The 12,878-nt window shown below is 43.4% G+C and carries 7 protein-coding genes; 5 read left to right on the forward strand and 2 right to left on the reverse strand.

Annotated elements, in window-relative coordinates; translation table 11 throughout:
• Positions 1–103: 103 nt before the first annotated feature.
• Positions 104–3,403, reverse strand: coding sequence for a transcription-repair coupling factor (mfd, locus tag ACTCNA_RS03150; protein ID WP_462946446.1), 3,300 nt, complete (start codon positions 3,401–3,403; stop codon positions 104–106).
• Positions 3,404–3,698: 295 nt separating this feature from the next.
• On the opposite strand from mfd, the gene ACTCNA_RS03155 reads away from it, so the two are divergent.
• The gene (locus tag ACTCNA_RS03155) at positions 3,699–3,866 is read left to right on the forward strand and encodes a hypothetical protein (RefSeq protein ID WP_462946447.1); all 168 of its coding nucleotides are present in this window, start codon (positions 3,699–3,701) and stop codon (positions 3,864–3,866) included.
• Positions 3,867–4,058: 192 nt separating this feature from the next.
• Here the strand turns inward: ACTCNA_RS03155 and ACTCNA_RS03160 are convergent, their stop codons facing one another.
• Entirely contained in the window at positions 4,059–6,215 is a 2,157-nt protein-coding gene (locus ACTCNA_RS03160) for an elongation factor G (RefSeq protein WP_462946448.1), read from the reverse strand.
• A gap of 375 nt (positions 6,216–6,590) precedes the next feature.
• Here ACTCNA_RS03160 and ACTCNA_RS03165 point away from each other — a divergent pair, with 375 nt between their 5' ends.
• From ACTCNA_RS03165 to ACTCNA_RS03180, 4 genes are all read left to right on the forward strand, one after another.
• Complete coding sequence (locus tag ACTCNA_RS03165; RefSeq protein WP_462946449.1) at positions 6,591–8,918, forward strand: TonB-dependent receptor; 2,328 nt, start codon at positions 6,591–6,593, stop codon at positions 8,916–8,918.
• A gap of 92 nt (positions 8,919–9,010) precedes the next feature.
• Positions 9,011–9,805, forward strand: coding sequence for a DUF4249 domain-containing protein (locus tag ACTCNA_RS03170; protein ID WP_462946450.1), 795 nt, complete (start codon positions 9,011–9,013; stop codon positions 9,803–9,805).
• A gap of 309 nt (positions 9,806–10,114) precedes the next feature.
• On the forward strand, positions 10,115–12,313 hold the full coding sequence (locus ACTCNA_RS03175; RefSeq protein WP_462946451.1) for a peptidase domain-containing ABC transporter: 2,199 nt from the start codon (positions 10,115–10,117) through the stop codon (positions 12,311–12,313).
• Positions 12,314–12,460: 147 nt separating this feature from the next.
• Positions 12,461–12,838 (forward strand): four helix bundle protein, encoded by a 378-nt coding sequence (locus tag ACTCNA_RS03180; protein ID WP_462946452.1) that lies wholly within the window; start codon positions 12,461–12,463, stop codon positions 12,836–12,838.
• The last annotated feature ends 40 nt before the right edge of the window (positions 12,839–12,878 follow it).

The following is a 12,878-nucleotide window of genomic DNA, read 5'->3' on the forward strand; positions in this document are numbered from 1 at the left end:
TGAATATTTAATTGGTTTATTTCTTTTTTAAGCAGGTTTGACTAACGAAATACAAAAAGGTTAAATCAGAGAAAGCGCAAATTTAAGAAAAATGTTTTGGCCTTTATTCAGAATTTAGAGTACCCTCTCCAATCATCTCCTCCAGAATATACCCGGCAGTTTCCACATTTGGCACATTTGAAAAAGTGAGCGTAAGTTTATGGTTTTTCTCCTTCATGCGGCCTTTGGTTTTGCCTTTTTGCACGTATTGCACAATTTTCATGAACAGCGCTGACTGGTAAAATGGCGATTGCTGGTCGGAAATGAAATAGCAAATCATTTTTCCTTCTTTCAGAATGATTTTTTCCATGCCCAGCTCAATGGCTTTCCAGCGGAGTTTCACCACTTCGAGCAGTTCACGGGTTTCTGAAGGCAGTTCCCCAAACCGGTCTTCCAGTCCGCGGCGGAACTGCTCCAGTTGTTGTTTATTTTCAATGTTATCCAGTTCGCGGTACAGCAGCATGCGCTCCGAACTCCCCGGAATGTAATCCTGAGGGAACAGCAGTTCCATGTCGGTATCGATTTGGCAATCCTGCGCGAAGTTAATTTTCATAAACGCTTCCGCCTGTTTCTGGTCTCCTTCCTTGAATACACCTTGAAACTCTTCCTGTCGCAGTTCCTGAACGGCTTCATTAAGAATGCGGTGATACGTTTCAAACCCGATGTCGGCAATAAACCCGCTCTGCTCGGCACCCAGCAGGTTTCCGGCCCCGCGGATGTCGAGATCCTGCATGGCAATATTAAAGCCACTGCCCAAATCCGAAAATTCTTCGATGGCTTTTAGGCGGCGACGGGCCTCTGCGCTTAAGGTAGCCTGTGGCGGGGTAATCAGGTAACAAAATGCCTTTTTGTTCGACCGGCCCACGCGACCGCGCAATTGGTGCAAATCGCTCAGTCCGTAATTTTCAGCATGGTTGATAATCATGGTGTTGGCATTGGGGATATCCAGCCCCGACTCGATAATTGTTGTGGCTACCAGTACATCGAAATCACCGTTGATGAACCCCAGCATCACTTTTTCAAGTTGGTGTCCTTCCATCTGGCCATGCCCCACAGAAGTAGTGACCTCCGGCACAATGCGTTTGATGGTGGCCTCCACTTCGTAAATATTCTGTACACGGTTGTGCAGGAAAAATACCTGGCCGTTTCGGGCCACTTCGTATAAAATAGCTTCGCGAATGAGTTGCTCGTTAAATCCGTGCACTTCGGTAATGATGGGATACCGGTTGGGAGGTGGCGTTTGAATGATGGATAAATCGCGGGCACCCATTAGCGAAAATTGCAAGGTGCGTGGGATGGGTGTGGCGGTCAGTGTCAGTGTATCTACGTTCACCTTCAATCTTTTCAGCTTTTCTTTTACCGACACCCCGAATTTTTGTTCCTCGTCGATGATGAGCAGCCCCAGGTCTTTAAATTTTACGTCTTTGCTTACCAAACGGTGCGTACCGATGAGGATATCCACTTTTCCCTCTGCTAAATCTTTTAGTGTTTGTTTGATTTGGACTGAAGACTTAAACCGGCTGATGTATTCCACGCGCACCGGGAAATCGGAAAGCCGGTCGGAAAATGTTTTGTAATGCTGCAATGCCAGAATGGTGGTGGGAACCAGCACGGCCACCTGCTTGCTGTCGGTTACCGCTTTAAAAGCCGCCCGGATGGCCACCTCGGTTTTGCCGAACCCCACATCGCCGCAAACCAGCCGGTCCATGGGAATTAGTTTTTCCATGTCTTCTTTCACAGCGGCGGTGGCTTTTTCCTGGTCGGGCGTGTCTTCGTAAATGAACGAGGCTTCCAGTTCGGTTTGCAGGTACGAATCGGGGGTGAAAGCAAACCCTTTTTCGGCGAGGCGTTCGGCATACAGGGCAATCAACTCTTTGGCAATGTCTTTCACCTTCGCCTTGGTACGGTTTTTCATTTTCTGCCAGGCACCGGTACCCAGCTTGTTTAGGTTGGGTTCAGTGCCGTCTTTGCCTTTGTATTTCGAAATGCGGTGCAGCGAGTGAATGTTCACCAGTAGCGAATCGTTGTTTTTATAGGTCAGCCGGATGGCCTCCTGCATTTTCCCATTGATTTCGGTGCGTACCAGCCCGGCAAATTTTCCGATGCCGTGGTCGATATGCACCACGTAATCGCCCGGATGCAGCATGTTCAGCTCCTTCATGGAAATGGCCTCGCGCTGCGCTTTCCGGGTTTTTAGTTTAAACCGGTGGTAACGTTCAAAAATCTGATGGTCGGTGTAGCAGCAGATTTTCAGGTCGTTATCGACAAACCCTTCGTGCAACGTGAAATTCACCGGCGTGAAATGTACGTTGGCTTTGATGTCGCGGAAAATGGCCTGCAACCGTTCAATTTGTTTTTCCTGGTTCGAAAGGATAAAAACTGAGTATCCGTTGTTTTGGTGTTCCTCCAGATTTTCACTTAGCAAATTGAAATTTTTGTTGAAAACCGGCTGGCGGGCATTGGAAAAATTAAAAACTGTATCTGGTTCAAAACAATGGTTGGTGCCCCAGTCGCAAACGGTTTTGTTTTGCAGTTGTTTTTTCAGTGCGTCGCCCGTAACAATCCGCTCCGGCAAATTTTCCTCTTCGGCTTTGGCCAGGATAGTTTGCCGGTGAATGTCATTTACCTGGTGAAAGCACTGATTCATGCTGTCGCCAAAATACAATGTATTTTCCGGAAGAAATTCAAATAATGAAACCCGGTTGCCTTCCAATTTTTCGTTTTGAATGTTGGGGACAATGGTTATTCTTTTGAAGGTTTCTTTTGAAATCTGGTTGTCAATGTTGAAACTGCGGATGGACTCCACCTCGTCGCCAAAAAAATCGAGCCGGTAGGGGTCTTCATTTGAATAGGAAAATACATCCACGATGCTTCCGCGCACCGCAAACTGACCGGGTTCATATACAAAATCCACCCGTTCGAACCCGTATTCATACAGAAACTCGTTAATGAAATCGGTTGAAATTTTATCGCCTTTGGACACCTGCAACGTGTTTTGTTCGAGGTTAGGCTGCGAAATTACGGTTTCAATCAGTGCCTCGGGGTAGGTTATTACAATGTTGGTGGTTTCTGTGTCGCGCAACTTGTTCAGCGTTTCTGTCCGTTGCACAATATTTTCCTGCTCTGGCTGCCCATAATGGATGGAGCGTTTGTACGACGACGGAAAAAACAGGGCGATTTCCCCAAGTCCGAGGTTGTTTAAATCGTCGTAAAAATAGGCGGCTTCTTCGCGGTCGTTGAGCAGGAGCACCATGTTTTGGCGCAGTTCCTGAAAAAGATTGGCTGTCCAGATGGTTTTGGCAGAGCCAATAATCCCGTGCAGGTGAATTTTCTCACCCGGGGGGGCAGCCAGTTTTTTTGCCACACCGGCAAAATGTTTTTGCCCCTTAAAGTATTTCAGAAATGTTACAGGCTCCAAATTTCCCTGAAAATTTCAGGCAAAAATAAAAAGAAAGAATGAAAATCGGGGAGTGATGTTTTCATTTTGTTTGGATTTAAGAAAAAATTTATATCCAGCACGGAATAGGTGATACTGTACAACTTCATCGTGCCTCCTTTCCGATCAAAGAAAATTCCGTCCTCAAATTTCCTTGCCCGTTCTTCTTCAACCAGAAATTTTTGTCCGTTTATTTCCCCGGTCACCAGCAAGGGTGCGGATAATGAACACACAAAAAGAGGTGGTAACAACCCTGAAAAACAAAAAAGGGAAAACCATCAGGATAAAAAAATGCAGTGTTCCTTCTGTAGGGGCAAAACAAATTTATGAAGCCCTGGGGTATAAAACCGTACCATACTATATGAAAAAACCTGTGTTACCCGAAATATGAATATCTTAAACCCATCCGACTGGAATACAGGATTTTATGATAGTAAGATAACAAGTTGGGTTAATCTAATACCAGCCTCCCAAATGCAACGCTAATCATTGCATATTCACTCAAATTAAAAAGACACAAAACAAAGCCCCGATCCAATTGGACCGGGGCTTTTGGTTATAGTAAAATGGATTAGAAAATGGTCTATTCTTCTTCCTGCTCGGCTTCGTAAGCTTTCAGCAGTTCGTCCTGGACATCGCCCGGAACTTTTTCGTAACTGTCGAATTCTATGTTGAAAACTCCACGGCCACCGGTAAGTGAACTAAGCGATGTAGCATAGCGATACATCTCTTTTTGCGGCACTTTGGCTGTAATTTTTTCCATTCCTTTTTCAGAGCCCATACCCATAATCATGGCACGGCGTCCCTGCAGGTCGCTCATCACGTCTCCCATGCGGTCGCTTGGCACCCAAACTTCGAGGTTATAAATGGGCTCGAGAATTTTCGGTCCGGCATTTTTAAAGGCTGTGCTGAATGCATTTCGCCCGGCCAGTTTAAATGAAATTTCGTTTGAATCAACGGGGTGCATTTTACCGTCGTAAATATAAACCCTGATATCGCGTGCGTAAGAACCCGTAAGCGGTCCTTCTTCCATTTTTTCCATGATTCCCTTCAGGATGGCAGGCATAAAACGGGCATCGATTGAACCTCCCACAATAGAGTTTACAAAAATAAGTTTACCTCCCCATGCCAGCTGGTGTTCCTGTACGTCGCGAACCGCAATTTTCTGTTCTTTGTCGCCAAACTTGAACATGGTTTTAGGTTCCGAGCCTTCTTCGTAAGGCTCTATAATCAGGTGCACCTCGCCAAACTGACCTGCTCCGCCCGATTGTTTTTTATGGCGGTAATCGGCCTGTGCCGGTTTGGTAATGGTTTCGCGGTAGGGCACTTTGGGTTGAACGTAATTTACGCCAATTTTATGCACATTGTCGAAGAACCATTTCAACACATTTAAGTGGTACTCGCCCATACCATGAACAAGCAACTGTTTCAGCTCTTTGGAGTATTCAATAACATAAGTAGGGTCTTCGTATTTTACTTTACTCAATACTTCGCCCACTTTCTCGTCATCCGATTCATTCTCGGCTTTAACAGCCACAGTGTGTTTCGATGCCGGGAATTTGATGGGTTCATATTTTGTGCCTGCCTCTTTTGTAGCCAGGGTTTGGTTAAATCTTGTTTCTTTAAGTTTTACAGTGCAGCCAATGTCACCTGCAACCAGTTCGCTAACTTTTTCGCGGTTTTTTCCTGCTGAAGCAAAAACCTGCGAAAGGCGTTCTTTATTTTCAGTTTGTGAGTTGTATAAATCGAGACCTTCTTTAATGGTACCCGACATTACTTTAAAATGTGTAATCTCGCCCACATGCGATTCTACTGCAGTTTTAAAAACAAACAGGCTGGGCGGTTCCGATTCGTCCATTTTGGGTTCCTGGCCTGCAACAACATTTCTTATGCCTCGTTCGTCGGGCGAAGGGGCAATGTTAACTATGAATTCGAGCAAGCGGGCAATGCCAATATCTTTCTTGGCGCAGGTGCAGAATACCGGGTATAAATCGCGCTGAAGCATTCCCATTTTCATTCCTTTGCGCATTTCATCTTCGGTTAAAGTACCCTTATCGAAGTAAAGCTCCATTAATGCTTCTTCATTTTCGGCAGCCATTTCAACCAGTTCGTTGTGCAGACCTTCTGCCCGCTTTTTTTCTGAATCCGGTATGTCGAGAACTTCAGGTTTCCCACCGTCTTTCGGGTACTTGTACATTTTCATTTTCAGTACATCGATAATGGTAGAAAACTCAGGGCCTGCATCGAGCGGGTATTGTACGATGGTAACTTTATTTCCAAAAGTATTTTTGCATTGCTCAAATGTAGTGTCGAAGTTTGAATTGTCGTGGTCGAGCTGATTGAAAACAAACAGCAAAGGTGTGTTTGTATTTTCAGCATAACGCCCGGCAGCAGCTGTGCCTGATTCAACCCCGTTTGTAGCATTGATAGTCATTAATGCGAGGTCGGTTACGTTGAGTGATGATACAACACCGCCGGCCAAATCGTCCATTCCGGGTGTATCCACAATGTTTACTTTAACATTATTATATTCAGTATATAACGGAGTTGAGTAAACAGAGTTGCCATATTCCTGCTCAATAGGGGTATAGTCTGAAACTGTATTTTGAGAAGTGACTTCCCCTCTGCGTTGAATTACTCCACCCTCGAACAGCATGGCCTCTGCAAGGGTGGTTTTTCCACTGCCGGCATTTCCAATTAGAGAAATGTTTCGAATTTGTTTCGTCTTGTAAACTTTCATTTTATTTTAGTTTTTTGATTTATTGTCAATACCTTATTCATATTTCCCTGGAAAAAGGTCACCAAAATTAGTAATAATTTGTTAGCAATCAAGAGTATGTACGAAACATCGAAATTTGTATGAATGTAATAATAGGGGATGCTTTTATTAAGTGATTGTAAATTAGTTTTTTGAATTTTTTCATGTTTTCAAACACTTTCTGTTTTTTTGTTTTTTTAAGAATTACAGACTTTTTGGGGATTTCTTATTTTTGGGAAGTGGCCAACCCAGTTAGTTTTTCTGGTATTCACAACTCACAGAAATTCCGGATAATAATTCTCCGAAAAAAAGTTTGCACTTATTTATTGCTATTTTTGAGCCTCGAAAAAATCTGGAATGTTCCGAAAACAAATCATATATTTCCTGGGCTTTCTCCTTATTTCAGCAGCAGCACAGGCGCAGCAAAAATTTACGATAAGCGGAATTATCAGCGATGCAGCTACAGGAGAAAGCCTAACCGGCGCTACTGTTGAATTAGATAAATGGCCCAACACAGGAGCTGTTTCCAACAGTTATGGTTTTTATTCACTTAGTGTGCCGGAGGGCAAATATAAATTGCATTTCAGGTTTCTGGGCTACGATACAAAATCTGTTTTGCTGAAAATGGACAGTAATAAAAAACTGGATATTGAGCTCAGCGAAAAGAATTATGAAATTGGAAATATTGTAGTAACAGGAGAACGGGCCGATAAAAATGTGACTTCGGTTGATATGGGCAAGGTGCAAATGGCTCCCAAACAAATTGAGAGTATCCCTGTAATTTTTGGCGAACCCGATATGTTGAAAACGCTTCAGCTTACTCCGGGCGTGAAGCCGGCAGGTGAGGGGAGTTCGGGGTTTCATGTGCGCGGCGGGGGAATCGACCAGAATTTGATTTTGCTCGATGAGGCTCCTGTTTACAACGCATCGCACCTGCTGGGCTTCTTTTCGGTTTTTAATTCCGAAGCGTTGAAAAATGCCAACCTTTTGAAAGGTTCAATACCCGCAGCGTTTGGCGGGCGCACCTCGTCGGTACTCGATGTGCAGATGAAAGAAGGCAACCTGAAAAATTTCGGTATCACCGGGAACCTGGGGCTTATCTCGTCGAATGTTACCGTGGAAGGTCCGCTGGTAAAAGAGAAAAGCTCCTTTATTGTCAGCGGCCGCCGCACTTATGCCGATTTGTTCCTGAATCTTAGCGGCGAAGAAGATATTCGCGAAACGCACCTCTATTTTTACGACCTGAACATTAAAACCAACTACAAGCTCAACCAGAACAACAGAATTTATTTTTCGGCTTTTGCCGGCCGCGACAATTTCGGCTATAAAAATGAGTTTGGTTTCGATTGGGGCAGCATTACCGGAACGTTCAGGTGGAACCATATTTTTAGCGAGAAACTGTTTTCGAATACCTCGTTAATTTTCAGCAACTATTCATACGACATTTCAATTATGCGTGACTTCGATGTGGCAATCCGCTCCAAAATCGAAGATTTCAACCTGAAACAGGATTTTTCATATTATGCCAATTCAAATAATACGTTGAAATTTGGCGGAAATGCAATTTTGCATTCGGTTTTGCCGGGCGAAATTACTGTGAATGAAAATTCCCGCTACACGCTACCTGCCGATATCTCAGAACGAAAAGCCATTGAGTGGGCAGCCTATGTTTCCAATAATCAGCGTGTTTCTGAGAAACTTCAATTGTATTACGGGCTTCGCATGGAGCTGTTCAGCAATATTGGGCCGGGCGAATTTTACCAGTTTAATGAACAGGGAGAATTGTCGGATACCATTACCCTGGAAAAAACGGAATTCTTTAAAACGCAGGGAGGAGTGAGTCCGCGTTTGGGAATCAATTACCTGATTAACAGCCGGAGTTCCGTGAAGCTGTCGTACAACCGGATGTACCAGTTTCTGCATTTATTGTCGAACACCACTACTACCACACCAACCGATTTGTGGTTGCCCAGCAGTAACAATGTAAAGCCCAAAATCTCCGATCAGCTTTCCGCCGGGTATTTCAGGAATTTTTACGATAACGAAATTGAAACTTCCCTGGAAGTTTACTACAAAAAACTGCACAATCAGATTGATTATAAAAATGGTGCTGAACTGATTTTTAACTCCACCGTGGAAGCCGAACTTGTTTTTGGTCGTGGTTGGGCTTATGGTGCCGAACTGATGGTGAAACGTAATTTCGGGCGGTTGAATGGCTGGCTGAGCTACACCTGGTCCAAAACCATGCGCCAGTTTGATGCCATAAATAACGGAAAAGCGTTTCCTGCGCGCCACGATCGCACACACGATGTGTCGGTGGTGGGCATGTACGATATCAACGACAAACTGAAAATATCGGCTACCTGGATTTATTACACAGGAAATGCCGTTACTTTCCCCAGCGGAAGGTACGAAATTGACGGAAAAACAATTGGCTACTACACCGAACGAAACGGTTACCGGATGCCCGGTTACCACCGGCTGGATTTGGGTTTGGTTTGGCAAACTAAAAAAACCGACAAATTTGAATCGAGCTGGAATTTTTCGGTGTACAATGCGTATGCGCGCGAAAATGCCTACTTTATTCAGTTCAGGGAAAAAGAAGACAACCCGGGAGTGACCGAAGCAGTTCAGGTGTCGCTGTTCAGGGCAATTCCTTCGGTTAGCTATAAATTTAAATTTTAACCAGTGACCCCGTCTGAGAATACAGCCGGGCAGGCAATGACAAATGACAAATGACAAGTGACAAATGACCAATGACCAATGACCAGTGACAAATGAATAAATTTTACTACATACTATTTTTGTTGTTTCTTGCAGGTTGCGAAAAAGTCATCGATGTGGACCTGAATGAAGCCAGCCCTGAAATTGTAATTGAAGGGAACCTGAACGCACGGAGCGGGGAGCTGGAAGTGAAAATTTCAAAAACCGGGAGCTATTTCGGCAACGATGAATTGCAGAAAGTGAATGATGCCACGGTTTTTTTCGAACATCAAAGCGGCGCTGTTTTCCCGGTTGACGAAACAGCGGATGGTGTGTACAAAAAAAATAATTTATTGGTTCAGCCCGGAAATGAATACCGCCTTTTAGTTGAGGTGGAAGGAGTGGAATACACTGCCCGCTCGTTTTTGAATAAAGAAATTCCTATAGATTCACTCAGTTACCAGCTTTACGACAGAATTGCTTTTTTTGACCGCGGTTACCGCCTGCTGCTTTATTTTTCCGACCCTCCCGATGTTGAAAATTTTTACCGGGTTAAAGTGTATAAGAACGATACATTACAAAATGAAGTAAACGATTTAATTGTTTTCGATGATACCGGAATTAACGGCAAATACATTGAAGTAACCCTGCGTGGCCAGCGTTTCGATGAGGGCGATACTGCCCGTGTAGAATTTCTCACGCTCGATAAACCGGTTTATGAATATTTTTCATCACTACGGGAACTGGCCAACACGAATCCCGGGTCGCCGTCACCGGCCAATCCAATTTCAAATTTTTCCAACGGCGCGCTGGGCTATTTTTCAGCCTGGTCATATGATTCAAAGGATATTTTGATTGAAAAGCGTTAAAGTTTTATACGGAACCGTTCTCTCCAAAAAGAACGGTTCCCTTTTGCACCTCCGCTATCAAGGCTAAACTTGATAAAAACCTTATCTTCAAAATCAACTTTGGTTTCAAAAATTTTTCTAATTTTGAAAAGAATAATTCAGAAACATGGAAAAGTTAATAACGAGAATATAAAAAATCCTGCACGAATCGACAAAAGAAGGGCGAAGATGAGTCTAAATTCAATTGAGGAATATTTGAAAACATGGAATATTGAATGGGACTATCAAAAATAATTTGAAATTACTATCTTTCGCCTTCAAAACGGAACTATGCCAAAATTCCCGCATTACCTGCAACCCGATGCCATGGACTGTGGTCCGACCTGTTTGCGGATCGTGGCCAAATATTTTGGGAAGCACTACAACCTGGAAACATTGCGGGATCTCACCTGGAAAACACGCGAAGGGGTGTCACTGCTCACCATCAGCGATGCTGCCGAAAAAATCGGGTTTCGTTCGCAGGGAGTGCGGATAACTTTCGATAAAATTACCGACATCCCGTTGCCGGCCATTATCCACTGGACGCAAAACCACTTTGTAGTTCTCTACAAAATTAAAAAGCGGGGCAAGAAGCTGGAATTTCATGTTTCTGATCCTGCGCACGGGTTGTTAAAATACAGCGAGGAAGAATTTGTAAAATTTTGGGCATCGACACAGCAGGAAAGCGAACCTGCCGGCATTGCCCTGATACTTGAACCCACTTCCGATTTTTATGTGGAAGAAGGTGAAAAAGTAAAGAAAACGGGATTTGGCTACCTTTTTTCGTACCTGCGTCCCTACCGGAAACTTATTGTTCAGTTACTTCTCGGATTCCTGGTTGGCAGTGTTATCAGTCTCATTTTTCCGTTCCTCACGCAGGCCATCGTTGATGTAGGTATCTCCACTAATAATCTCAATTTTATTGTGCTGGTGCTGGTGGCGCAGCTCGTGTTAACCATCAGTCAAACTGCAGTTGGTTTTATTCGGAGCTGGATTATGCTCCACACCAGTGTGCGGGTAAGTATCTCGCTTATTTCCGATTTTTTGATAAAACTGATGAAACTGCCCATCCGTTTTTTCGATACCAAACTCATCGGCGATCTCCGCCAGCGGATTGAAGACAACCAGCGGATTCAAAACTTCCTTACCCGCAACCTGGTGAGCATGTCGTTCGGAATTTTTATGTTTATCATCTACAGTTTTGTAATGGCGTATTACGACTGGACCATTCTGTTCATTTTTTACGCCGGAAGCACATTGTATGTATTATGGATTTTACTATTCCTGAAAAAACGAAAAGAAATCGATTACAAACGTTTCAACGTGGCTTCGGCCAACCAAAGCAATGTTTACCAGCTGATAACCGGAATGCAGGAAATCAAGCTGAATAATTGTGAAAAACAGAAACGCTGGGAGTGGGAACGTATCCAGGCCAAACTGTTCCGGGTAAGTGTACGCGGACTGATGCTGAACCAAAACCAGGAAGCCGGCTCTATTTTCATTAACCAGGTAAAAAATATTCTCATATCGTTTATTGCCGCCAAATCGGTAATTGAAGGCGACATGACACTGGGTATGATGATGGCCATTATCTATATTATTGGCCAGCTTAATAGTCCCATCAACGAATTTATCGGTTTTATCCGCGCCGGACAGGATGCTAAAATCAGTTTGGAACGCCTGGGAGAAATCCATCAGCGTGACGATGAAGAGCAGGTTGAGGTGCAGAAAAATAATGAACTGCCCGAAAGAAAAGAGATAGCCATCTCAGATTTGTCATTTCATTACGAAGGGCCTAAATCACCGCGGGTGCTCGATAAAATTAATTTGGAAATACCCGAAAACAAAGTTACTGCCATTGTTGGTGCCAGCGGAAGCGGTAAAACCACACTCATTAAAATGATGCTGGGTTTTTATCCGCCAAACGAAGGGAAAATTGAAATCGGGGGAATTGGCCTGCAGCAGTTCAATATGGAAATGTGGCGCAGCAACTGCGGTGTGGTAATGCAGGATGGTTTTATCTTTTCGGATACCATTGCAAACAACATTGCCGTGGCCGATGATTATCCGGATAAGGAAAAACTGAAACGCGCCGTGGAAATTGCCAATATCGGCGATTACATCGAGAGTCTGCCGTTGCGTTATAACACAAAAATAGGCCAGGAGGGAACCGGCCTGAGCCAGGGACAGAAACAGCGCATATTAATTGCGCGCGCGGTTTATAAAGATCCGAAGTACCTCTTTTTCGATGAAGCGACCAACGCCCTCGATGCCAATAATGAAAAAGTCATTATGGGAAAACTTTCCGGATTTTTCGAGGGAAGAACAGTGGTTACTGTTGCACACCGGTTAAGCACGGTAAAAAGCGCTGATAAAATTGTGGTGCTGGAGAAAGGCCGGATTGTGGAAACAGGCACCCACGAAGACCTGGCAGCAAAAAAAGGAGCGTATTACGAGCTGGTGAGAAATCAACTTGAATTAGGGAGTTGACAAATTGACAAATTGAAAAATTGAGAAATTGACAAATTGAGAAACTGACAAATTGAGAAACTGATAAATTGGAAGCTGATAGATTGAAAAATGAGAAATTGACAAATTGTAGAACTGGGAAATTGAAAACATTTAAAATGAATTATTATGGAAAAGAATTATCTGACTATAAAAAAAATAAGTGCTTACAATAAGTCTTTTGATTTTTCCAATGAAGTTTGGGATACAGTTATAAAATGGGATTATTTTGCAAAAGATACAGTTGGTAAACAATTAGTGAGGTCAGCTGATTCAATTTCAACAAATATTGCAGAAGGTTTTGGAAGGTATTCAAAAAAAGATAAAGTTAGATTTTACAGAATTAGTTTAGGTTCTTTAGAGGAAACCGGAGACTGGATTCGAAAAGCTCAAAGAAGAGAATTGATAACATTCGAAATTAGTTCTAAATTTATCGATGCAATAAATGATATTCGTTCAGAAATATTTCATTTGATTAAATTCACAAACGAAAAATTAAAATATTAAGTCAAGCCATTTTGCAATTTCATAATTTTACAGTTTTGCA

It is taken from the genome of Tangfeifania sp. (assembly GCF_055108615.1).

What these genes read in the sequence shown, in the direction of transcription:
- ACTCNA_RS03155 (WP_462946447.1), top strand. Translation starts at nt 3,699, where the DNA reads ATGAACACACAAAAAGAGGTGGTAACAACCCTGAAAAACAAAAAAGGG.
- ACTCNA_RS03160 (WP_462946448.1), bottom strand. Translation starts at nt 6,215, where the DNA reads ATGAAAGTTTACAAGACGAAACAAATTCGAAACATTTCTCTAATTGGA.
- ACTCNA_RS03165 (WP_462946449.1), top strand. Translation starts at nt 6,591, where the DNA reads ATGTTCCGAAAACAAATCATATATTTCCTGGGCTTTCTCCTTATTTCA.
- ACTCNA_RS03170 (WP_462946450.1), top strand. Translation starts at nt 9,011, where the DNA reads ATGAATAAATTTTACTACATACTATTTTTGTTGTTTCTTGCAGGTTGC.
- ACTCNA_RS03175 (WP_462946451.1), top strand. Translation starts at nt 10,115, where the DNA reads ATGCCAAAATTCCCGCATTACCTGCAACCCGATGCCATGGACTGTGGT.
- ACTCNA_RS03180 (WP_462946452.1), top strand. Translation starts at nt 12,461, where the DNA reads ATGGAAAAGAATTATCTGACTATAAAAAAAATAAGTGCTTACAATAAG.